Source organism: Streptomyces sp. NBC_00690, from assembly GCF_036226685.1.
In the GTDB taxonomy this organism is placed as follows: Bacteria; Actinomycetota; Actinomycetes; order Streptomycetales; family Streptomycetaceae; genus Streptomyces.
On record NZ_CP109009.1, the window covers coordinates 7,813,547 to 7,834,162 of the forward strand.

General features: G+C 68.7%; 26 protein-coding genes and 1 pseudogene. 17 read left to right on the top strand and 10 right to left on the bottom strand.

Going from position 1 to position 20,616, the window contains the following annotated elements; genetic code table 11:
* Positions 1 to 33 precede the first annotated feature (33 nt).
* The 12 genes from OID54_RS33640 to OID54_RS33695 all read left to right on the top strand — a co-directional run bounded on the left by OID54_RS33640 (position 34) and on the right by OID54_RS33695 (position 8,153).
* The gene (locus tag OID54_RS33640; RefSeq protein ID WP_329025802.1) at positions 34 to 681 is read left to right on the top strand and encodes a hypothetical protein; all 648 of its coding nucleotides are present in this window, start codon (positions 34 to 36) and stop codon (positions 679 to 681) included.
* Positions 682 to 728: 47 nt separating this feature from the next.
* The gene (locus OID54_RS33645) at positions 729 to 1,454 is read left to right on the top strand and encodes a hypothetical protein (RefSeq protein ID WP_329025803.1); all 726 of its coding nucleotides are present in this window, start codon (positions 729 to 731) and stop codon (positions 1,452 to 1,454) included.
* A gap of 200 nt (positions 1,455 to 1,654) precedes the next feature.
* The gene (locus tag OID54_RS33650) at positions 1,655 to 2,002 is read left to right on the top strand and encodes an SH3 domain-containing protein (protein ID WP_329025804.1); all 348 of its coding nucleotides are present in this window, start codon (positions 1,655 to 1,657) and stop codon (positions 2,000 to 2,002) included.
* Positions 2,003 to 2,115: 113 nt separating this feature from the next.
* Positions 2,116 to 2,547, top strand: coding sequence for a hypothetical protein (locus OID54_RS33655; RefSeq protein ID WP_329025806.1), 432 nt, complete (start codon positions 2,116 to 2,118; stop codon positions 2,545 to 2,547).
* Positions 2,544 to 2,999 carry a hypothetical protein gene (locus OID54_RS33660; RefSeq protein ID WP_329025808.1) on the top strand — a complete coding sequence of 152 codons (456 nt, stop codon included), beginning with the start codon at positions 2,544 to 2,546 and terminating at the stop codon, positions 2,997 to 2,999. Before OID54_RS33655 ends, OID54_RS33660 begins: the two co-directional genes overlap by 4 nt.
* Positions 3,000 to 3,410 carry a hypothetical protein gene (locus OID54_RS33665; protein WP_329025810.1) on the top strand — a complete coding sequence of 137 codons (411 nt, stop codon included), beginning with the start codon at positions 3,000 to 3,002 and terminating at the stop codon, positions 3,408 to 3,410.
* Between the two features lie 16 nt (positions 3,411 to 3,426).
* Positions 3,427 to 4,323 (top strand): winged helix-turn-helix transcriptional regulator, encoded by an 897-nt coding sequence (locus OID54_RS33670; protein WP_329025812.1) that lies wholly within the window; start codon positions 3,427 to 3,429, stop codon positions 4,321 to 4,323.
* The gene (locus OID54_RS33675; protein ID WP_329025814.1) at positions 4,320 to 4,811 is read left to right on the top strand and encodes a hypothetical protein; all 492 of its coding nucleotides are present in this window, start codon (positions 4,320 to 4,322) and stop codon (positions 4,809 to 4,811) included. The genes OID54_RS33670 and OID54_RS33675 overlap by 4 nt, the downstream gene beginning before the upstream one ends.
* The gene (locus OID54_RS33680) at positions 4,804 to 5,748 is read left to right on the top strand and encodes a DUF317 domain-containing protein (protein WP_329025817.1); all 945 of its coding nucleotides are present in this window, start codon (positions 4,804 to 4,806) and stop codon (positions 5,746 to 5,748) included. Before OID54_RS33675 ends, OID54_RS33680 begins: the two co-directional genes overlap by 8 nt.
* The gene (locus tag OID54_RS33685; protein WP_329025819.1) at positions 5,724 to 6,128 is read left to right on the top strand and encodes a hypothetical protein; all 405 of its coding nucleotides are present in this window, start codon (positions 5,724 to 5,726) and stop codon (positions 6,126 to 6,128) included. The genes OID54_RS33680 and OID54_RS33685 overlap by 25 nt, the downstream gene beginning before the upstream one ends.
* Before the next feature lie 98 nt (positions 6,129 to 6,226).
* Entirely contained in the window at positions 6,227 to 6,964 is a 738-nt protein-coding gene (locus OID54_RS33690; protein ID WP_329025821.1) for a DUF317 domain-containing protein, read from the top strand.
* A 118-nt stretch (positions 6,965 to 7,082) separates the two neighbouring features.
* Positions 7,083 to 8,153 carry an MSCRAMM family protein gene (locus OID54_RS33695; RefSeq protein WP_329025823.1) on the top strand — a complete coding sequence of 357 codons (1,071 nt, stop codon included), beginning with the start codon at positions 7,083 to 7,085 and terminating at the stop codon, positions 8,151 to 8,153.
* Positions 8,154 to 8,258: 105 nt separating this feature from the next.
* Here OID54_RS33695 and OID54_RS33700 read toward each other — a convergent pair whose 3' ends face one another.
* Positions 8,259 to 8,717 (bottom strand): TSCPD domain-containing protein, encoded by a 459-nt coding sequence (locus OID54_RS33700; RefSeq protein WP_329025824.1) that lies wholly within the window; start codon positions 8,715 to 8,717, stop codon positions 8,259 to 8,261.
* A 364-nt stretch (positions 8,718 to 9,081) separates the two neighbouring features.
* Between OID54_RS33700 and OID54_RS33705 the strand changes: the two genes are divergently transcribed.
* The 5 genes from OID54_RS33705 to OID54_RS33725 all read left to right on the top strand — a co-directional run bounded on the left by OID54_RS33705 (position 9,082) and on the right by OID54_RS33725 (position 11,467).
* A complete protein-coding gene (locus tag OID54_RS33705) occupies positions 9,082 to 9,381 on the top strand; it encodes a DUF317 domain-containing protein (RefSeq protein WP_443055814.1) in 300 nt (99 codons plus the stop codon).
* Positions 9,382 to 9,485: 104 nt separating this feature from the next.
* On the top strand, positions 9,486 to 9,782 hold the full coding sequence (locus OID54_RS33710) for a hypothetical protein (protein ID WP_443055815.1): 297 nt from the start codon (positions 9,486 to 9,488) through the stop codon (positions 9,780 to 9,782).
* 28 nt (positions 9,783 to 9,810) lie between these two features.
* Positions 9,811 to 10,548 carry a DUF317 domain-containing protein gene (locus tag OID54_RS33715; protein ID WP_443055816.1) on the top strand — a complete coding sequence of 246 codons (738 nt, stop codon included), beginning with the start codon at positions 9,811 to 9,813 and terminating at the stop codon, positions 10,546 to 10,548.
* Positions 10,549 to 10,603: 55 nt separating this feature from the next.
* On the top strand, positions 10,604 to 11,200 hold the full coding sequence (locus OID54_RS33720; protein ID WP_329025828.1) for a hypothetical protein: 597 nt from the start codon (positions 10,604 to 10,606) through the stop codon (positions 11,198 to 11,200).
* An 18-nt stretch (positions 11,201 to 11,218) separates the two neighbouring features.
* Positions 11,219 to 11,467, top strand: a complete 249-nt coding sequence (locus tag OID54_RS33725) for a hypothetical protein (protein WP_329025830.1) — start codon at positions 11,219 to 11,221, stop codon at positions 11,465 to 11,467.
* Between the two features lie 205 nt (positions 11,468 to 11,672).
* On the opposite strand, the gene OID54_RS33730 is transcribed toward OID54_RS33725, so the two are convergent.
* The 9 genes and pseudogenes from OID54_RS33730 to OID54_RS33770 form a co-directional block, all read right to left on the bottom strand.
* Complete coding sequence (locus OID54_RS33730; RefSeq protein WP_329025833.1) at positions 11,673 to 11,825, bottom strand: hypothetical protein; 153 nt, start codon at positions 11,823 to 11,825, stop codon at positions 11,673 to 11,675.
* 168 nt (positions 11,826 to 11,993) lie between these two features.
* Positions 11,994 to 12,575: a hypothetical protein gene (locus OID54_RS33735; protein ID WP_329025834.1), complete on the bottom strand. Its 582-nt coding sequence runs from the start codon at positions 12,573 to 12,575 to the stop codon at positions 11,994 to 11,996.
* Complete coding sequence (locus OID54_RS33740) at positions 12,572 to 13,813, bottom strand: DUF7224 domain-containing protein (protein ID WP_329025836.1); 1,242 nt, start codon at positions 13,811 to 13,813, stop codon at positions 12,572 to 12,574. The genes OID54_RS33735 and OID54_RS33740 overlap by 4 nt, the downstream gene beginning before the upstream one ends.
* A 2-nt stretch (positions 13,814 to 13,815) precedes the next feature.
* On the bottom strand, positions 13,816 to 14,562 hold the full coding sequence (locus OID54_RS33745; RefSeq protein WP_329025837.1) for an ATP-binding cassette domain-containing protein: 747 nt from the start codon (positions 14,560 to 14,562) through the stop codon (positions 13,816 to 13,818).
* An 80-nt stretch (positions 14,563 to 14,642) separates the two neighbouring features.
* Positions 14,643 to 15,050: a hypothetical protein gene (locus OID54_RS33750; RefSeq protein WP_329025839.1), complete on the bottom strand. Its 408-nt coding sequence runs from the start codon at positions 15,048 to 15,050 to the stop codon at positions 14,643 to 14,645.
* 1,038 nt (positions 15,051 to 16,088) lie between these two features.
* Positions 16,089 to 16,451, bottom strand: coding sequence for a hypothetical protein (locus OID54_RS33755; RefSeq protein WP_329028042.1), 363 nt, complete (start codon positions 16,449 to 16,451; stop codon positions 16,089 to 16,091).
* Positions 16,452 to 16,746: 295 nt separating this feature from the next.
* A complete protein-coding gene (locus tag OID54_RS33760) occupies positions 16,747 to 17,670 on the bottom strand; it encodes a VOC family protein (protein ID WP_329025840.1) in 924 nt (307 codons plus the stop codon).
* A gap of 168 nt (positions 17,671 to 17,838) precedes the next feature.
* Positions 17,839 to 18,291 carry a DUF4259 domain-containing protein gene (locus OID54_RS33765; protein ID WP_329025842.1) on the bottom strand — a complete coding sequence of 151 codons (453 nt, stop codon included), beginning with the start codon at positions 18,289 to 18,291 and terminating at the stop codon, positions 17,839 to 17,841.
* Positions 18,292 to 18,882: 591 nt separating this feature from the next.
* Positions 18,883 to 20,615 (bottom strand): annotated as a pseudogene (locus OID54_RS33770) (relaxase/mobilization nuclease domain-containing protein).
* Position 20,616 lies beyond the last annotated feature (1 nt).

The window sequence follows — 20,616 nt, forward strand, 5'->3', positions numbered from 1 at the left end:
GCGTCCAAGCCGGTGCCGAGGGCGCTGACCAGCTTGGACCACCGCGTCGAGGCCGCCGTGGGCAACAGCATCGACGCCCTGTGGGACCAGCGCGATTCCGGTCTCCTCGACGAGTCTCACGCCCGTCTGGTGGACGCTTACCGAACGCTCGCGGCGGCCGAATTCAAGGTGACCTTCTACCGGGTCCTGGTCCACCGCCTGGTCTCGGGCGAGTACCCGGTCGACGACGCACTGCTCGACCGGATCAACCGCACGGTCGACCAGCTGGGGGAAGCGGTCGACGTCCGCGACGAGCAGCACACGACCGTACTGGACTCGCTGGAACCCTTCGAGGAAGCGGCCCGCACGGCTGCTCCGGCCAGCACCATGGATCTCCCTGCCCGGGAAGTCGGCGCGCTCCTGGCCATCGCGCAGGGCGCCAAACTCCACGAACACCTCCTCACCCAGCGGCTCTCCGTGGTCACCGCATCCGGGACCCGCGTCGGATACGAACAGCTCCAGCGACTGGAACAGGCCGGACTCGTCGAACGGGACACCACCCACCCGGTCCACGCCGGACAGCCGGTCACCCTCACTGACACCGGCCGCAGCGCCCTCGTCGGAACACGCCGTCCGCCTACGGCCAGTGGACCCGTTCCGCAGGCGGGAGCCTGGCCCCCAGCCACCCGCTCCCGCCACTGACCCCGCACTGGGAACCCTGGCCCGTACCGCCCATTCCGAAAGCCAGCATGCCCTCACCCACGCCGGATTTCCGACTCGACGGCTACAAGGCCGTCAACCCGCATGTCGACAGAGCCTTCTGGCTGCACATCGCCAGCAACGAGTACGACCTGACGCTGCTCGCGAAACACCACCGCGACGACGGACGCCACAGCCACTACGTCCTCCACGACAGAACCGCCACCTGGGGCATCCCAGGAGAGCCCCAGCTCATCGCCCTCCACCTGCAACGCGACCCCGCAGCACGGACGTTTCGCTTCGAGCACGCCACGCTGCCGCTGCCGGCCATGGCCCAGTCCTGGCTCATCGCCCGCGGCTGCCCAACCGACAGCATCCGCCGCCTCCCCGACGGCATGGGCACCACACCGGCCGATGACACCACCCGCGCCCTGGAAGAACGCCTGATGGGTGACGGCGACCACTTCGCCCTCCTGAGCAGCTACACCGACGACACCTCGGCCTCACCGCAGATCACGGTGCTGCTGCGCGCCGTGGACGAGGCGGGACCACTGCCGTTTCGGGTGCTGCTGGAGGAAATCGACCTCACCGACTTCACACACACCCTGCGCGAAGGAGGCTTCGCCACCTTCGGTGAGGCCACCAGCTGGTGGGAGAACCACTGGCAGGGCCAGGCCGTCCCCCTGCCGCCCGCCCCACCATCCGCGGTCCGAACCGCTGCGCCGGGGCTGCCGCCCCAACCGCCCACCGCGCCCCTGCCCGGCCGCGCACGCTGAACCCTCATCTCAGACCCCCGACCCGCCTAAAGGGGTCTGCAGGGCGTCAATTCAGTTGTCTGTGGGTGTAGTCGGCGGAATATAGCAGCGGTCTCCCGGTTCGGGAAATCGGGGATTCTGCGGACTCTTGAAATGCCCCGCCCGGCACTACGCCCGGCGTGTTATTCCGTTTCCCCATTCCTGTTTGGAGCCGATTTCCTATGCGCTCATCCCGTTTCGCCGTCAGCGCCGCTGTCCTCGGCGCGCTCACTCTGCCTCTCGCCGCTGCGCCGAGCGCGACCGCAGCCGTTCCGGCTGCCGCGGTTGAGCACGGCCACCGGCCGTGTGACCGGCCCGGACCGTGGGTGATCGGCACGAAGGCCGTCACTATGCGCTCGAAGGCGACCACCAAGTCCACGGCCGTCGGCATCCTCTACAAGGGACAGAGGTTCACCGTCCATAAGACCAGCGGCAATTGGCACCACATCACCAACAAGACCACGAAGGTCAAGGGCTGGGTTTCCGGCACGTACGTGTATCGCGAGGTCCGGATGTGCCTCAGCTACTAGCCACAGCATCTCCTGGCCCCGGGTGCGGCACTCGCTGAAATTCTTCGTTGAAGTGATGCAATTCTCTCCGCAGCCCGCCCCGCCATACCCGAACGAGAAGAGGAGAGTGTCCGGTGTCCGAGGATTCCGGTGAGGTGATGGGCGTGCTTGAGGCCCGGATCGAGGAACGGTTCCAGATGAGCCTGCCCCTGCTTCGGCGCGCGGTGATGGTCGCGCCGCACGCCAGCCCGACTGCGACGGAGGCCGTGCGCTGGTACGGCCTTCTCGCCACGGCGCAGGAAGCGGTGGAACGGGCCGAGGACGCCCTCGTCACCGTCCTCATGAGCGAGGCACCTGGTGAACTCAACGACTCAGCCATGGAGTTGGCACATCGGGTGAACTCGGCGGTCGGCATCCGGGACGGCCGTGCCATGGTCGTGCGCCTCCTTCTCGACCCGCAGGTCCCCGGCAACCGCAGCCCGGCTGCCCGTCGGGGCCCGGCCCCTACGACCACGGCTCCGGCGCGTCCCGCAACCCCAGCGGAGGCACGGGTGGTCTCCCGGTGACCGTCACGAAGCGTCCCTCCAGCCAGGACGCCCTGTTGGAGGAGGCGTTCGGAGCCCCCGTCCACCAGCTGTATGTGGCCGCCACCATGCCTGGGGCGTCCGCCGCTCTCCGCCGGGCGCTGGAGCTGCGGTCCTTCCTGGTCCTGGCCGAGGAGCAGGTGGTCCTGGTGCGCGACCGCGTGCACCAGGCCACCGGCCCTGGCCGCGACCTGGGCGAACTGTCGGCGGATGCTCTGCGGTCCGACGCGCAGTGGATGGACGCCGCGCTCAGCGCCCGCGACGGATACCTCACCGCACTGACGGGCCTCATCCGTTCCATGCCACCACCCGCACCAGCAGCAGGCCGGCCAGTGGAGTTCACCCAGGCGAGGATCACCACCACCTTGCCCCCGGTCGCCCCGGCCCCGATACGGGCCGGGGCGACCGGGCACCCCGCGGGGAAGGTCCGCTGATTGACCGCACCCCATCCCACGGCCCGAACACTGGCCGAGCGGATCGCGACCCTGTACGGACAGCCGCTCGCCGCACTCGAAGCCCACGCCGACTCCGCCCCGCACGACAGCATGCTGACCGCCCTCCTCGGCAGCCTGGCCGATCTCCAGCTCGCCGAGCGGAGCATCGCCTTCCACCGCGACCGGATGCTGCAACTCGCCCACCCCGAGCGGTCGATCGAAGCCTTCGACGCAGGTCACCTCCTCGACAACGCCCGCCGCATCGGCGAGGCGGTCGCCGTCCGCGACGCACACGCCAAGACGCTGAGCGCCGTCCTGCAGAGCCTGCACCGCATCCCCACCCCGCCAGCGCCCGAGCCTGCCCCGGCACCCCTGGCCGCCCCTGCCCCCGCTGCGGCTCGTACGCGCTGAACCGGCCCTCACCTCGATGGAGTTCCCTCTTTTGATCCCCACCGGTCTGCCTCATCCTGTCCATGCCGACCTGACGCGGGTCATCGAAGCCCTTGGCATGCTCACCCCGCGCTGGAACGTCCAGATCCTCATCACCGTCGCCGAACGGCCCCTGCGCTACATGGAGATCAGGGCTCGGTTGCCGTGGTTGCAGGACGGCCAGCTCCACCCCAAGCTCCGCTGGCTGGTTCACGCGGGGCTGGTCGAACGCACCGAACAAGGCGCCCGCCACGTCAGCTACGGCCTCTCCCCTCGCGGCACCGAGCTGGTACCCGTCCTCACAGCGATCGCCGCCTGGGGCAAGACCCACCTCGAACAACCCACCCCCGCCGCGTCGGGCGCGACAAGTACGCGCTCCACCAGGGCTGTCCAGGACATCGAAGACAGTCTGGTCCTGATCGCGCACCGGCATGCCACCCCGATCCTGTGGTCGCTCCAGTCCCGTGGGCCGTCCAGCGCCAAGGCGGTCGCCGCCGACGCCATGCCCGGCTACGGACTCAGCGCCGTCTATCCCCGTCTGCGGCAGTTGGTCGAGGACCGCCTCGTCGACACCGATGACGAGGAAGCCGACTACCGGCTCGCCCCGCCAGGCTTGGCCCTGGCCCCGGTCTACCGCGCCCTCTCCGCGTGGGCCGCCGGACGCCCCCTCACAGAACCCGCCACCCACCCCGTGTGGGGACAGCCACCAGCCCAGTTCCAGCCCGCAGATGGGATGTGGGCCTCAGCCCCGGCCCTCCCGGTCACCGCGGGGAAGGTTCCACCGTCCCTGCAGACCACTCCGTCGGCGCAGTGGCGGGCCGGTTTCTTCTCCCACCAACGCCAAATACCGGCCCGCACCTCCGCAGGGGTTTCGGCAGGAGGCCACCGCCGATGACCGCCACCACGCTCACTGCCATCCAAGTCGCCCAAGCCGTCGAGGTGCTCGCCCATCCGGGGGTGATCCGGCTGGTCACCGAGATCGACGACCACGGCCCCATCGCCCGGCACCTCCTCAGCCGTACCTTCACCGACCTGCCACTCCCACGAGTCCGCGCCGGCTCCGCACTGGCCCGCGAGCACGGGCTCGTGCGCGCCGGACAGCAGGCGGGACGGCCCGCCTACCGGCTCACCGAACACGGCTCCGACCTAGCCGACGTGTACGACAGGCTCGCCCGCTGGGCCCGCGCGAGCGCCTACCCCGCCCTGCACGTCGACTTCACCACCCGGGTCCGGGCCACCCTTCCCCTCCTTGCCCAGGAGCCACTCCCCGCCGACGCTCAAGCGCCCGCACAGGCCCTGCGGCAGTGGATCCAGGCGAACCGAACCTTCGCTGCTGCTCACGACGCGGCAAGTCCGACTGCCTCCCGGAGCGCCAGTGGATGACCTCGACGGGGACGTCTACGTCGCCCCCCGCTACCTTGCCGGTTCGATACCGACCGGTGACGTGGGTTTGCAGCCCCCGCTCGACGCCGGCTGGCAGCTGACTGACGACGAGTTGGGCAACGTCTACCTTCAGGCGCCTGATCAGCGGGTTCGGATCGGCTACCTACCCGAGGACGATGACGACGCCCTGTGGAAAATCGCCGCCTACCAGCACCAGTTCGCCCGGCCCCAGTGGGCCGCCGCGTTCAGCAGCGACGCCCCCACGGAGCTCGTCGCCGCGTTCACCACCGCCCTCGTCCATTCCTACCAGCAGAACGACGACTCGTTCCTGAGGGGTGGGATCGGCCAGTACAGCGATCCGCAGCCGGTGCTGGCACCGCTGGCGGACGCCGACTGGGCGGTGACCAACGAACGGTGGCCCCAGGAGATGACCGCGCCCGACGGCCTCGCCGGAGCCTGGCACCAGCGAGGCTCCCTCGACCCTGACGCCGAACTGACCAGCAACGCCACCCGATGGGGCCTGTGGGGAGGCCCACCACGCGTGGGCTGGTACGCCGTCTTCTCCACCCACACCCCCACCGCGTTCATCACCACCACCGCGACAGCTCTGGTCGACCCCGAACCCGTTCTGCGCTGGTCCGGCGCACTCTCCCTCATGACCCGCGCCCACGCCCAGATCACACCAGTCCGCCCTCCCGCACCCACGCCGAGGGACCTCGCCCGCATCTACCAACGGAAGCCTCCCGCCCTCCACACCGTCAGCGTCCCGCGCTGGTCCACCACCAGCACCCCCTCTGCCCGACTGCCCGGCCCAGCCCGTCCCGCGGCCCTTCGCACCCACCGGGAGTTCATGTGTCCCTTCACGCAGAGCAGTTCTTCACCGAAGCGTTCCCCCACGGGCTGGATGGCGCGGTGGTGGGGAACAGCTTCTACGTAACCCCGCCACCCGGATCCCATCGGCGGCTGCGGATCGACTTCTACGAGACGATCTATCAGCACAAGTACGGCGGTTTGCGGGTGAGTGTCCTCCATCCCGACCAGGGAACCGTCGACGCCGTCGCCCTGTCCTTCAAGGACCACGGCACCTTCCACACCCGTGACGCCTCTCGCAGCTATGACCGGGACGTCGTCCACGCCGGCCTCGGCGGCGCCGAACCACCCTGGAAGGGAGGCGACTTCACCGCCCTCGCCCACGCCGTCCACACCTACGCACGCATGTGGGGATTCCCCGCCCCCGAACCCACCGGCCGCTCACCGAAGCGCCCCGCCACGCCCGTGCCCTCCCGCGTCCCCGGAACAGCCTCCCGTGCCCGATAGCACCCCTGAGCGACCCCCACGCCCGTTCTTCCCTCTGCCACGGAAAGGACCCTTCGTTGATCCTCGATGATCTCGGCCCGGATACTGAGGTGCAGGTCATGCCCCGGTACCTGGCCGGGCCCGGCAGTGCGGACTTCCAGAGCGCCTGGCCCTTCCCCTTCGAGGAGGGCTGGTCCCTGCACCGGCCCGACGAAGGCCACCGGATCGCCTCCAGCCCCTGCCTGCGCGTTCAGACTGGATTCCTTCCCAACCTCGGCAGCCCTTCCAGAGGCACCTGGACCACCACCGCCCAAAAGCCCTTCGGCCAGCCGGAGTGGAGGGCCACCTTCACCGGCGCGACACCCTTGGAGGTGTTGCGCGATTTCCACACCGAGCTCCTCTCCCTCTACCTGGAGGACTACCTCCTCGACGACAGCACGCCCGCAGTTGAGGGCTACCTTTCGCTGCTCGCGGAGGGCTGGAGTCACAGCGTGTGGAGGGAAGGCAAGCAGGAGTTCTGCAGCAAGGACAACCTTGCCGTCCTCCGGCACTGGTACGCCGGAGCAGCCCAGGGGAGCTGGGCGTTCCACGCCGGATTCCCGGACCGGCCTTCCGAGCGCTTCGTGTGGAAGGCGACCTTCACCGCCGGTACGCCAGTCCCTCTCATCAGCGCCCTCACCAGCTCCCTCGTGAAGGATCAGCCGCTGACCCGCGCCGTCCGGGACCTCCCCATCCTCACCAGGGACTTCCTGTACTTCCCCCAAGGGCTGCCCGCCCGTGTCACTCCAGCGAAGCCCGAGCCCCAACCGCAACCGGCTACACCTCCGCCGGCCCCGCGCTCGGGCCGCTCCCGCTGACCGCCCGGCCCCGGGCCGACCTTCGTCCCCTGTTTCAGCATCTGGAGCACGACCGCCGTGCGCGTCTGTCGCACCCGGTCCCCCAGCTCTCGCTTTCGTCTAGGAGTCTTCTCTGCCCATGCGTCTTCGTATCTCCCGCAGCCGGGCCTCGGTCGTCGCTGTCGTCACCGGTGTGATCGGTGCCCTGGCCTGGGCGCCGACCGCCTCCGCTGAAACCGTCCGCCCCTCACCCGCACCCTCCTCCTCGGAAACGGCGCCCCGGGACGCACCCGATCCGGCGCCCGAGACCGGAGGCATCCGGATCCTCAAGGAGGACCCCGACGGAGCCCTCCTCCCGGGCGCGGCCTTCACCCTCCTGGACAGCATCGGCAAGGAAGCGGGTACCGGCGCGACCGATGTCGCCGGGCAGCTCGTCTTCCGGGCCCTGGCCCCCGGTCTGTACCGGCTCAAGGAGACGTCCAGCGGCAGCCCACTGCACGACACTGTCGCCGACCAGGACGTCATCGTCCCGCCCGGCACCACGGTGCCCCTGACCATCGTCGACCCGTTCAAGCCCGCGAACCTGACGGTCAAGAAGACCGCCCGCGGCAGCGGGAAGCCCCTGGTCGGAGCCATCATCAACATCACCCCCCAGAGCGGCGGCCGAACACTCACCCTGACGACGGGCAAGGACGGCACCGCCCAAGTCGCCCTGCCCGTCAACACCCGCACCGGCACCGGGTACACCGCCATGGAGACCAGAGCCCCGGCCGGATACCACCTCAACCCGAAGCCGGTGAAGATCACCGCCAAGCCCGGTGCCCCGCTCGCTTTCACCCACACCAGCGTCAAAAGGACCGCCCCGACCACACCCCCGCAGACCACCCCGCCAGCTACCAGGCCACCCACGACCCCCGCGCCCTCACCGAGCCCCACCGCCACAGGGGCAGCAACGCCGGAGCCCTCGCAGAAATCCAGCAGCACCACCGCCCCCGCCTCTGCCACTGCGGGCTCTACGGCGGCGGACACCAGCCACGCCGCAGGCCGGCCTATGGAGAAGGGCCAGCTCGCGCGCACTGGTTCCGCCGCGCCCTGGCTCCTCGGCGGAACCGGGCTCCTCCTCGCGACCGGCGCGGGAACGGTCATCGCCGTCCGCCGCCGCCGTCCCGACAACCAAGGCGATCACGCCGCCGAGACCGGCCAGGACTGACCCAGGAGCGGCCACCACCAAGACCGACTGAGGGCCCTGAGAATCCACTGGATTCTCCGGGCCCTCACGCATACCCCGAAAGTGCCCGGACGGGCGCTCGGGCGGTCAGCTGTGGCGGGGGCGTGCGACCTGGGCGGGTAGGGGCCACACCCGCTGTTCTCCCGACGTGCGTTCCTCCCGGGTGAGGACGCCCAACTCCTGGCGCTGCTCGTAGGCGAGGCAGTCGAGGGCGAGACGCCGGGCGACGTAGTCGGTGACCGACGTGGCATGCGGGATCTGGGGATCGTCGGTCATCCCGGCAGGCTCGAACCGGGTGGACAGGCAGTCGCCCAGAAGATCACCCAGCGGAACCCCGGCCCCCAGCCCCCGGGACAGGGAAACGGACAGCAGATCCAACAGGCCGTTTAGGGTCGAGCCTTGCTTCGCCATCCGAATCTCCACCCGCACCGGAACCCCGCCGGAGGTCTGCGACACGGTCAGATGCCCGCTGGCCGACCCCACCGTGAACGCCCGCGTCCGCGACCGCAGCCGCCGCTCCGCCCGCACATCCGCCTTGATCGACATACCTGCGCCTCTTTCCCATCCACGCCCGGACCGCGCTCACGCTCCGGGCACCACACGATGCCCGAAGCCAGACCGCACCCGGCCCAGTTCCGTTCCGCTTCCCCCCGACCGCGATGATAATCGAACATGTGTTCACGAGCTCAGGGTGGGTGGGGTTGTGCTTGGGGCGCGATGTGGGCATTCCGCCCATATTTTTGACAGTTCGCCGGGGGCAGACAGGGAAGATCGCGAAAGGGCTGGTGCGAGCGGGCAGGGGCATGTCAACGTGGACGACGCGTAGGGAAATAGCAGGTCAGGAAGGTGATCGCGTGTGACCGTTGATCTTTCCCCGCCCGGCTTCTCCACCAGTGTCGAGGCGCTGCGGATGCGCTCCTGGCAGCTTGGCCCCAGGCAGCCGACGCTCGTGACGGACCAGTTCACCGACGCCGACTGCAAACTGGTCGTGGACGATCGGGCCGATGTTCACATCAACTCCCACGATGGGCGTTTCTATCTCGGCTGGTTCCCCACGGGCCGTCCTGGCACCGACCGGGAGGGCTGGAAAATCGCCGTCACCGGCACTGCCCAAGCCCCCGGCTACCACGTCAGCTTCGACACGGAGACGCCAGCGCAGGTCGTCGCTGCGGCCGTGGCCGCAGTTCTCGCCGCCTCCCGCCCTCGGTGAACCCGTCCGCTGCTTCGCGTACTCCGCAGGGTGAGCCTGGTTCACCCTGCGCCCGTACGCCCCCCACTCCCGCTTCCGTGCCTTAAGGAGAACCGTTGGACCCGTTGAATCCTGAATCCCCTGAGCTGACGGTTGGGGAGCTAATCGACAAGTTGTCCGCCTTGGACCGCGAGGCGACCGTGCGGTTGGCGGTCAATCCGTTCTTTCCCATGGCCCACCGCATCGCCGGTGCGGTGGCGACCCGGGATGAGAACGGGCACCGGCTGGTCTTCCTCGCCGACGGCGACCAGCTGGGTCATCTTCCGCCCGAGGTCGCAGTCCAGCTGACGTGGCAGGAGCCGACCGCCGCGCCCCCGCGTAGTCGTCGCAGGGCGGCCCGCCCCGACGGCGGCGACCGCTGAACCACCCCCGAGCATCACGGAGGCGCCGCTGAACCCGCACCCCTTCCCCGGCCCATCCAACCCCGACCCCTCGGGCCCACCGCCTTGGTGGGTTTCCCCGCGGCACCTCGCCGGCGACGACGACGCCCTCGCCGACCTGGTCGGCGCCGCCCTCACCAGCGCGGGCTGGCGCATGTGGCCGACCGCCCGCCAGACCCTGCTCTATGTCAGCCCCGACGGCCTGTGTGGCGCTGAATGGGTCCGCGCCAGCTATCCGTTCGCACTGGGCGGCCTTCCCGTGGCCTGGCAGATCGCCGCACGCTCCCACCCCACGAGTGCGCTGCGCGAATGGAACACCTACGTCACCTGCGGCACCCCGCCCGAGGCGATCGCCGACTTCCTTGGAGCGCTCGACGCCCGCGCCGAACCCCACACCCCGCTCGCCGGCCCCCAGGCGGTGCTGGAGGCGCTGACCCGGCAAGGCTGGCACCGCGACATCGACCGCCCCCACACCGCCGCCAACGACCCGAGCTTCACCGCCAACTTCTCGCTGGAGACGGTGCCGGAGCACGTCTTCGACGCCGACCCGCGCCCCGACCTGCCCGGCTGGCAGGCATGGGCCGAACCGATCCTCGGGGCACCGTTGTGGTGCGCGACCTTCAGCGCCAGCGTCCCCCACGACCTCGTCGCCGCGTTCGCCTCGTCCCTCGCCTCGTCCGTTCCCGTACGACGCCAGCGGCTACCCGAAGGGACCGAGGGACACCTCACCCTGCTGCCCCCAATCTGACGGGCACCGCGATGAGGTCTGACTCTCCCCGCCTGTTCCCTCTGACGGAGGTTCTTTGTCCCTGCCGCTGATCCGTCTCGCCATCGGCCCTACGCACGGCACCGCCCACGTCGGCGTGCTGCTGGGCGTCGAGGCGGTGACGGCATGCGCCACTCACTCGCCGGATCTGAAGCCCGTCCCGGAGGCGAGTGCGCATATCCTGTGCCAATCCTGCGTCCGCGCCCTCCTTGTCCTTGGTACCGCGCCGCATCCGGGCGAGCCAGAGGCCCGGCCCGCGACCGGGACAGGCCGGGGCACTGTCGGACACCGCCCTATCCCCGGCCACCTACTCGCCTACTGCGGCAAGCCCCTCGACAACCGGTCGACCACGACCTGCCGTCGGTGCACGTTGTGTGTCCGTCTCGGTGACGCGCTCGACGTTCTGCATCAGCTGGCGGGTGAACTGCTACCGCCCACCATCGAGCCGTGTCACGGTGACGACACCCTGCTCTGGGCACCCCTCGGCCGAGGGAACCTCGTCACCGGACACCGGCGCAACGCCGTCACGGGCAAGGCGTTCTGCGATCGTGCGCTCGCCGGACCTAGTCCGGAGGCGTTGAACGAGTGCGCGCCGTGCAGATGGCACTGGGAGGACGCCGAGTTGGTGCGGTAGATGTTCACCCTGCCCCACATGCAGGACATAGCCCGCACCTGGGGTCAGCAGGATCTGGACGTCTTCGCCGACCGCGCCCGCACCCTCACCTCCGGCGACGCCTACACCCTCTCCGGCTGCGAGGAGACGCATTTCGTGGTCGCGGTCGCTGACCGCGGGGGTGAGAGCCACACCGATCTCCTCGTGTACCTCCCGGCCGAGGAACGGGTGGCCGACCTGCGGCTGCGGCGGGACCGGCTGGTCACGATCCAGCGCCCCGCTCGCTGAAGCACACCGGAACTAGCTCTTGGGGGACGGGGGTGAACGGTACGCAAGAGCCCGGAGGGTCAGGCCGTCAACGGTCTGACCCTCCGGGCGTTTCACGCTGTCTTGTGTCAGGGGGCAGCTGAAGGACTACCGGAAGCGTATCGAGACTGCTCGGAGGGTCTCTATGTCCTCCGCCAAGGACGTGGTGCCTGGCTAGGGCGGTCAGTCAGTGAGGGCCATAGCCATGGTGGGGGTTCTTGAGCAGGTTCTCGTTGTGGGTGTTGCAGCCGTGGCTAGAGCCCAGGCCGACGTTCCCATGGGAGAACTTGTCCCACTCGAAATCGGGGCGGCTCTCGTCGACCACTTGGAGCTGAGCCACCGCTGCGGCCTCTTGCACCGTAGCCGGAGCCCGGTCAGGAGGGTACGAGCGCCCCCACTCTTCTGGAAGGAGAAATGCGGAGTGTCATGTGGCTACCAGTGGTGCGGGGGTTGAGGGCCGCAGTCGATCGGTTGAATGCGCTCACCGGTTTCGAGCCGGTGCGGTCTCTCAAAGCGCTTCATCGTGGTCTCCGCGAAGGGGTTTCTGGAGAGAGGTCCACAAACCGAGGGTGAAGAGGACGAACGCCATCGCGGCGGCTGAGGGTTTGCTTGCGTGGTGCAGGGGCCATGCCCACCACGCGGGGTTGCTCCGGTGGCCGCCGAGGGAGGCCACAGCGAACGGGAGGAGGCTGATGAGTGCCATCGCCACCCGCAGGGTTGATGCCCAGCGGAGTAGCAGGGCGATTCCGAGGTAGCCGGCGATGTTGCGGGCGACGGCGAGTCCGTCGGGTACCAGAGCGGAGCCCGCGAGGGCCAGGGCGACGGTGGCCGTGGCGAAGGCGGGGTCGAGCCAGCGGACGTTGCGTGCGGCGACGTGTTCCAGGGTGCGGTCAGCGCGTGCCTGCCCGTACAGGATGAGCAGGACGGGCAGGACGGGGGCGAGGAATCGCAGGGGCAGTCCGGAGGTGAGTCCTCCGATCACGGAGGGGACCGGGACTTCGGAGCTTTGGGCGAGCGTCGCAGTGGTGCCCACGGCCAGCAGGGTCGCGAGAACGGCTGGCGCGGCGCGGATATGCAGCCACCAGATCACGAGGTGCCGTCCTTAGGGGTGCCGGGCTCCAGCTGGGGCCGGCGGTCACAGTCAGTGAGGGCGGAGCGGTTCGTCTGGTACCAGTTCAGCTGGTCCTTCGCAGGCAGGGTGCGGACCCGGTCGATGAGGGCGATGGTCTTACCGCCGTCACCCATTCGCTTGGCGACTTCCGCGCGGGGTGCGCCGGCTGTGAGTTCCAGCCAGGCTCCGACTGGGAAGTAGGCGGATCTGCCGGCCCAGTTGTCGCACCGGGGGAACGTTGCGGGCATGACCATGCTGACCAGGGAGCGTAGTACGTCTGCCTTGCTGGGCCTGGACAGAGCCGGGGTGTAAGCGGCTGGTGGTGTGACTCCCGCTCCGCTTAGCCGGGCAGCGCCTTCCCGCGCCCAGGTCTGAATCCGTCCGGCTTGGTTGCTCTGTTCGGGCCAGAGGCAGACGCGTATGTCCCCATCAGTGCACCGCAGCGCGCTGGTGTCTCTTTTTTCGCTGGGGCTGAGGCCGAGCGGTATGGCCAGCGGTATGGCTATGGCTGCTGCGGCGGTGAGCGGCAGTATGGACATCAGACGACCGCGGCGGGAGCGGGCAGTGATCGCGAGGAGTGCGAAGCCGATGAGGCCCAGGAGGACGACTGCGGGAACGATCAGCGGACGGGAGGCCAGGTTCTGGTCGTAGGCACAGCATTCGCTGAGATTCGTCCCGTTCAACTGCCGGAGCCACAGGGGCTCCAGGGCTGCCGGGTAGGCGAGCCAGAGGTAGGTCACCACTGCTGTCGCGGGAACGGCGAGCAGGCCGGGGAAGAGCCAGCCGATGGCGTAGCCGGCCAGGGCGTAGGTGAAGAGCATCAGGGAAAGGAGCGCGACCACGCGGAGGTCCGGGAGGCCGGGGGCTCCTGATGCCCAGCGGGTGACGCAGATCAGCGTCCAGAGTACGAAGAGCGCGCTGACGTACCAGGTGATCCGAAGCTGTGCGAGGGCGACGGTGAGGCAGGATCGTGCGGAGGTGCCACCCCCGTTGTCGACGAGGCCCGAGCGTTTGAGCCGGATGGCCTCCCAGGTTCCCGTGGCTGCGCACAGGCTAGCTGGGATCATGCCGATCAGGGTGGTCTGGGCGATCGCGGCTTCCCAGTAGCCCTCGGTGACGTGGAAGTCGGGCTGTTGGGCGAAGTACCACATCCACGCGCACGCGGGGATCGCGCCCCAGGCAGCGGGGGACATGCGCAGCAGGGAGAGCCAGGGCATGGTCACGCCTCCCTGTGGATGAAGCCGGTGTAGGCGCCTTCGGCCAGTCGTCCGGGTGCGGTGTCGGCCGGGGCGTGGGCGAGGAAGGCGGGGACCGTCCCCTGGAAGCGGATTGTGCCGCGGTCCAGTATGACGACGGTGTCGAAGACCTCCGCCAGGTCTTCGGTCTGGTGGGTGGAGACGACGAAGTTCGTGGTGGGCGACAGGTCGGTGAGCAGTTCCCGGAAGACCGCCCGCTGCTGGGGGTCGAGGCCGGCTGTGGGTTCGTCCAGGAGGACGAACTCTGCTCCGTGCACGAGGGTCTGGGCGATGCCCAGGCGCCGGAGCTGGCCGCCGGAGAGTTGGTGTCCCGTCCGGGTGGCGAGTTCGGCCAGGCCCACGCGTGCCAGAGCAGACCGGGCGGCCTTCCAGGCGGCCCGGCGGCTCAGTCCCTTGAGCCAGCCCGCGTAGGCGACTTGCTCGCGCAGCTTGAGCCCGGCGATCGGCTTCACCTGCTGGGGAAGCCACCCGACACGCCGTCGGTAGTCCTTACGGGCATCCGACGAACGGGGTATCAGGCCATTCAGGGAAACCTGACCGGATTCAGGCGTGGTGATGGCGGTCGCCGCGATGCCGAGCAAGGTCGACTTCCCCGCGCCGTTGGGCCCGAGCAGTACCGTCCGGCCGGGTGGGAACGTGACGGAGAAGTCGCGTAAGACGCTGACACCGCGCCGGTAGCCGAACGTACACCTGTCTACTTCGAGAGTCATTCCAGCAGCCTCATTGAACGGGGCCGGCAGGTCCGCGCACAGCACGGCCCCGCCGGCCATGAAGAATCATCGATCGCCGGTCACCAGTAGATGCCCACGTCGTTCACTGAGATTATCCGCGTTCCGGTATAGGCGAAGTAGTAGTCACCAGCCGTGGTCATCGTGCCCCAGTTGGAGACGTTGCAGGTGTTGATACGCGTTCCGTGGCCGACGTCGGGCAGTGCGGGTCTGACTCGGTAGAGCACAAGGGGTGCGCTGAAGGTCGTCGTATCAGCACTGCAGGTCTCGAAGGCGACCCTGGTTGAGACAGCGTCGTTGTGGTTGTCCCGCCAGCGGCCGGACTCTTGCCCCCACTGCCAGCCGCGGATGTACGTCGCTCTACTGCCTTCGGCGTGTGCCGGTACGCTGCTGGCCAGTGTCGCAATAGCGGTTAAGCCTGCCACTGCGGCCGTTTTCAGCCGTACGCTAGTGTGAAAACTGGTCTCCATGGATTTCCTTTCCTTGTGTGAGGGAGTGATGAGGGCCGAGGTGTTCTGAGGCACGCATCGGCTAAGTGACGTTCGGCCCGAACGTGGTGATACACAGGGCCGGGCATCACTATCGGTGAGGGTTGCACGGGTCTCAACAGGCTTTACACGGACCGGCATTGAGCCTCGCCTTCCGCTCATACGCTGGGTGAAGGCGCATGCCTGGTTTGTTGTGATCCCTCCTGCATGCGCGAGCGTGAACACTTGCGCGATTCCGTACAGTCAGTGATCAGGTAACGGTTAGGGCAAGAAAGGCTGTTGGGCGTGTCGAGCTAACGCTGTCCGTCGACCCGGGCCTACGCACTGTCCTGCGCTGCCTGGGTGTTCGGCAGTCAGGCCCCAGGACCTGCATGTGTCCCGCACGCAGGCATCGGCGGCCCCTGGGATCCCACCAGGGGACCCGGCAGTCGTCACTGTTACCGGTCCGCACACAGGTCATCTCGCACACTCGCCGCGCATTCCCCAGAGCCAGCCCGATTCGCTCCGAAGAACGTGGTTCTTCACTTGGAGCGTCCTGAGCCGCGATTCCACAGCCTCAACCACGGGGACCCACGCGAGAGCCCGGGTCCGGGGCCGCCGACAGGCCGAGGAGAATCCCCGCGGACGCGGGGACGAGATCCGGGACGCAGGGTTGAGACCACGATGACCAACACCCGGCCCTGTGGTGTGCGGGGACGGAACGTGGCCGGGCAGGCTGCAGACGCCCTTCCCCGCGTGCGGACCGTCCGGTCCCCGACACGACCCGCGACACCATCCCTAACGACCGGTCACCCAGGCAGTCGACCACAGAAACCAGCCACATAGATGCGGGACGGCGGTGAGCAGGTATCCCCCGGCCCGGCGCTGACGATCCACGGTCGGTCTGGGCCAATCCACCGCACCGTTGGTGGGTGTCATCGAAACGCGAAAGGGGACCTGCACGTGCCATCAGCCTGCGGCAGGTCCCCTTTGGTGAACGGGGAGGTCAGCTCGAAGACTCGGCCTTGGTGAGGGCCTTGTCTATGTGGGTGTCGACGAGGCCGGGGATCCGGAGATGTTCACGAGCAGGGTGCCGCTGCGGATGGCGGTTTGCTTGAGGACGCTGCTTTGTCCGCCTGCGGTGAAGGTCAGCAGCTGGGACCACTGCTCATCGCCCAGCGCCGTGGCGGGGGTAGAACTGCTGGTGGAGCAGCCCGGGAGGACAGTGAGGGCGAGTGTGGCGAGGCCGAGGACGACGGTGGTGGAGCGGCGGCGCATATGGTTCCCCTGGTTTGGTGTGGAGGGTTGTGACTGCCGAACCGCCCCTGACGGTTCGGCGGGCAGGCGGGGTTGGTGGTCGAGGTACGTGAGGCCGTCTTCGAGGGTGGCGTGGCGGTGCTCCATGGGGCCGGAGTGGCGGTTGAATCACACCGCGTCCAACGCGAGGCCGTTCTTGAGTTAGCTCTGGAGCGGTAACGAGATCCCGTCCGATCGTTCAGATCGGGCGGGGTTTCGTCGTTTCCGGGGCTCGTTCGATGCCTGTTCGGGTTGGTGGCTGGCGGGATGCTGGGCGCGGTTCGGTCCGGGGCTTGTCGTGGTGCGGGCATGGCTGAGGGCCCAGGGATCGGGGGTCGGTCCTGACGGTGCGGAAGGCGTTTTGCGTCGGCATGGCCGGAGCCGAGGAAGTAGATGCCCCCTTTCAGCTCTCCCGGAAGATCAGAGCTGCACCGAGGGCTCCTTCGGCCGGAACGAAGAGTTCCCCTCGGGCTGTCTCGCGTACGGGCAGTCCGGACTCTGCAAGCAACGCACGCACCCGATTGATGTCAGGGACGGCAACTGTGCAGGCGACAAGTGCCGGGAGCGCGGGCGCAGCCTCACCCGGCAGCAGCTCACGGAGATCGGCCTCGGTCACGAGGGTAACCGGGCCTTCTGTGGAGATCGGCCGGCCCAGATACCGCGCGTACCGCTCGCGAACCAAGGGGAGTTGTTCGTCGGGTATGCACAGCACCGCCTCGACGAGGTCCCGGGCGCCGTTGGGGTGGTCGAGGTGACGGGTGTCCTGGAACTCCGGGTCCAGATCGGCAACGACGCCGACCCGGCCTTCCGGCGCACCGTCGATCTCCAGGTAGCGGACGGGTTCCGTGCGCATGCCATTGGGGGTCTCGACCGGTCGGCCGACGGTGTTCACCTCTCCGTGTTCGACACCGGCGGCAGTGAGCCTGCTACCCGTGCTGTCGATGTCCGACGAGGAGAACATCAGGATGTGGAGCCCTTCGAAGCGATCACGCCATCCGGCAAGCTGAGCGCTGGTCGCTTTGATCCGCGACAGGACCAGGGGGACCTTCTCCGGAGGCACCTGGAGCGGAACGATCCGCGCGTCGGGTGGCAGGCCCGCCGTGTTCCCGGGCTGCACCGGGGTCACCAACTCGACGAAGCTCCGGGAGAGGTCGGCGTGGGTATTCGCCGCCCCGAAGGGCTCCGGCGCGGCACCCCCGCGAGGTGCCAGCGCCGGCACGCTGGGCGGCGGAACGTGAAATCCAAGCCGCCGGTAGAGCGCTATGGCCTGTGCCATGTCGCTGACGACGTGGCCGACGTGATGTAAGCGTGTGATGTCGTGAGGCATGACCTCACCGTAGGCCCAGATAGGCAGCTCGTAGAGCGGACCAAGGTAGGGCGATCCCCCGGTTGGGGCATGGCAACACGGGCGGTTTGTTGGCTGTGCCGTGCCACCGGAGGTTCCGTTGACGGAGGAGAGCATCTTCGCTCGTGTGCCGACGACGGAAGCTGGTCCTCATGGCCCGAGGCAAGCGAATGCGCTACAGCTAGTTGAAGAGCGGGATCGTGGGCGGCAGCGGGGCAAGCACTGCGCGAAGCCGGTCGAGCATGGACCGCCATGGGTTCCCGTCCCCGGATCGCCCCAGTTGGAAGTGAGCCCGGCCCCGTCCCCAGCGATGCGGGCGAGGGCTTCGTCGGCGAGTGTCCGAAGTTCGAGGGAGTAGGCGGGCATGAGTGTTTGAGGGCCATAGCGGGTGTCGACTGGTTCGCCGTCTGTACATGGCGCCGCGATCAGCGCGGCGGCTGCCACTGCTTCCTCCGCTTCAGTGAGGTAGCCGGTGGCACTCACGGTGCGGGTGAGAACGCCTCGAACCAGAGCTTCGCGTTCCTCGGGGCTGGCGTCATCGAGAGAGTTGGCGAAGTCCGCAGCTGTGTCGTTGTCGAAGGGGCCTGAATCCCATGTGCCCATGATGATCTCCTCGCGTAGCTGTGCCGGGATCCTCACATCAGCCACTGACAACACGGAACGGGACCCTGGGCCCGAACCGGCCTCCCCTGGAAAATGATCATGAGCAACCTGGGAAACGATCTCCAGTCCGCCCTATCGGCCCAGTTCAACGGCCTTCGTGAACGCCCCAACGCGGTTTCGGGGGTCTCGTGTCCGGCACGGCGGCGCAGAATGCTGAGGATCATCCAGTCGCGGTCTGTACCGTACTGCGGGCACGTACGCACCTCACCGCCGACCGCAAGTTGCCCCCGCCAGGGCATCATCATCCCGGCCAACTCACCCGGGGAGGCCGACCTCAACTCGGGCGGCAGGAAATCGTCCATCATCGGGGGCGGAGCAAGGTCAGTAGCGGGGACGGGGTCCTGTTGCGGGATGGAGGTGGGGTCCGGCTGGCGGTCCGCCCAGGCTTCATCTCCCGCCCTGCGCGTTGGGTTTCGCGCCATTCCCGTTGATCGCGTACGCGCTTGAACATGCTGCTCCTTCATGGTTCGCCCTTCGGGCCACACACCGTGCCCGCTACACCGGTTCGGCTTCAACTCTGAAAGTTGTGAATCACCGGGCCTTGCGCCGCTGGTCGGAACGGTCTTCGGCCAGCTGGCCCGTCGGCTGTCGCGCGGTCTGGACTCGTGCGCTGACGGGCGGTAGGGCGGGGAGGTCGGCCATGCGGCGCAGCCGCCACACCAGGACATCCGTGAGGGATCCTGCGGTGTCCAACTCCCGTTGGCGGACCGCTTCGGCGAGCAAAGGGCCTGGGTTGTGGCCCGCTTGCTGGGCGTCGGCGAGGGTGGCGGCCAGCGCGGGCCAACCGGGCTCGGCGAGGATCTGCTGGGCCAGCTCCGGCACCGCCACCCGTATATACGTGGCCTGTTGGAGTTGCAGCGGCCGGGGCATACGGCGGCCCCGCTCGTTCAGGACGTTCAGGGGCCCTGGGGCGGCGTGCTGGTAGGCGGCACGTAGGTGTTCGGCCGTCTGCCGGGCGGCGGCAGCCTGCTGCGCATGCCCCTTCCTCGCGTGCCAGTTGGTGGCGGCGACGACGAGGAAGAACACCATGTCGATGAGCATCGCGGTGGTGGCGCCGTCCTCCCCACGCCCCAAGGCCGGCCCACTGTGCATGAGGTCACGGGCGGCCTGCCGCAGCGCCCGGTCATGCCCGCGCACGGCCCGGATGTGGGAGCGGGACGCCCGCTCGAACGCGAAGGCTGCTTCCCTCAGCTCACGTCTGGTGTGGGCGGCGGATGTCTTCGCCAGCGCGTCCAGCACCTCACCGGCACCGACCAGCTGCGCCGCTATGGCCGGGTCGTCTCCTTGGCCGATGACCAGTACCGCCTGCCACACCGCTGCGGTCGCATGTCGACGTGCGGGCGCGGGGCCTGTGCCGCTGGGAGAGAGCTGGTGCCTGGAGGCCGATGGTGCATCCGATTCCTGCCCGGACGCACCCCCATCGGTGGTCCAGCGTTCGCGGACGCGGGGGAGCGACAGGTCGGGGGCGAGCTTCGATCCGGAGTAGAAGATGGGTTCGTTGTCCTTGTTGCGGTCGTCGGGTAGGGCTACGGTGTAGCCGAGGAGGTCCCCGGACGGGGCAACCCTGCGCCGGACGAGGAGCCCAGCGGCGGCGAGCCGGTCGAAGAACTCCGCCTCGCCCTGAGCGCCGGCAACGGCCCGCCGGACGGTTTCCCGCAGTTCCTTCCGCGGCGTCCGTTCTCGCTGTTCGCGTGCGGCTTTGTGGCGTTCGGCGCTGGTGGGGTGTTGGGCGGCGGTGCCGTCACCGGCATTCAGTTGGCGGAGGCCGTATTCGGCTTCGAGGAGGCGGGCTTCGGCCTGGGAGCGGCTGCGTCGTGGTCGAGGTCGGGTTTGTAGCCGTCCTCTTGGACGAGGGTGGCGACGATGTGGATGTGGTCGTCCGCGTGCCGTACGGCCGCCCAGCGGCACCCGGCCCCGTTCTTGTCGGGGTTGTCGATGCCGGTGGCGGCGACCATCCGGCGGGCGATCTCGCCCCATTCGACGTCGGTCATGATGCGGTCGGTGGGGGCGTTGCGGACCGAGAGGTGCCACACGTGCCTGCGGGGCCGGTCTTGTTCGTCGATGTTGTGAAGCGGCTGGTCGAGGAGCTGCTGCAGCTCCTTGATGGTGGTGGCGAAGTCGTCGGCGCGGCCGGGGTCGGGGGCGTTGCCGTCCCAGGAGGCCACCAGGTGCGGGTCGGTGTGTTCCTCGTGGGTGCCCGGCCCGTACAGGTAGTGGAGGAGGCCGATGGTGCGTTTCCCGCGCTGGTGGATCCTGGGGATCATG

Bases quoted from the DNA above. Each gene is read 5' to 3' on its own strand.
- OID54_RS33740 (WP_329025836.1), bottom strand. From the start codon at position 13,813: ATGCCCTGGCTCTCCCTGCTGCGCATGTCCCCCGCTGCCTGGGGCGCG.
- OID54_RS33755 (WP_329028042.1), bottom strand. From the start codon at position 16,451: ATGGAGCACCGCCACGCCACCCTCGAAGACGGCCTCACGTACCTCGAC.
- OID54_RS33675 (WP_329025814.1), top strand. From the start codon at position 4,320: ATGACCGCCACCACGCTCACTGCCATCCAAGTCGCCCAAGCCGTCGAG.
- OID54_RS33765 (WP_329025842.1), bottom strand. From the start codon at position 18,291: ATGGGCACATGGGATTCAGGCCCCTTCGACAACGACACAGCTGCGGAC.
- OID54_RS33650 (WP_329025804.1), top strand. From the start codon at position 1,655: ATGCGCTCATCCCGTTTCGCCGTCAGCGCCGCTGTCCTCGGCGCGCTC.
- OID54_RS33760 (WP_329025840.1), bottom strand. From the start codon at position 17,670: ATGCCTCACGACATCACACGCTTACATCACGTCGGCCACGTCGTCAGC.
- OID54_RS33695 (WP_329025823.1), top strand. From the start codon at position 7,083: ATGCGTCTTCGTATCTCCCGCAGCCGGGCCTCGGTCGTCGCTGTCGTC.
- OID54_RS33670 (WP_329025812.1), top strand. From the start codon at position 3,427: ATGGAGTTCCCTCTTTTGATCCCCACCGGTCTGCCTCATCCTGTCCAT.
- OID54_RS33750 (WP_329025839.1), bottom strand. From the start codon at position 15,050: ATGGAGACCAGTTTTCACACTAGCGTACGGCTGAAAACGGCCGCAGTG.
- OID54_RS33645 (WP_329025803.1), top strand. From the start codon at position 729: ATGCCCTCACCCACGCCGGATTTCCGACTCGACGGCTACAAGGCCGTC.
- OID54_RS33705 (WP_443055814.1), top strand. From the start codon at position 9,082: ATGCGCTCCTGGCAGCTTGGCCCCAGGCAGCCGACGCTCGTGACGGAC.
- OID54_RS33745 (WP_329025837.1), bottom strand. From the start codon at position 14,562: ATGACTCTCGAAGTAGACAGGTGTACGTTCGGCTACCGGCGCGGTGTC.
- OID54_RS33690 (WP_329025821.1), top strand. From the start codon at position 6,227: ATGCCCCGGTACCTGGCCGGGCCCGGCAGTGCGGACTTCCAGAGCGCC.
- OID54_RS33700 (WP_329025824.1), bottom strand. From the start codon at position 8,717: ATGTCGATCAAGGCGGATGTGCGGGCGGAGCGGCGGCTGCGGTCGCGG.
- OID54_RS33725 (WP_329025830.1), top strand. From the start codon at position 11,219: ATGCAGGACATAGCCCGCACCTGGGGTCAGCAGGATCTGGACGTCTTC.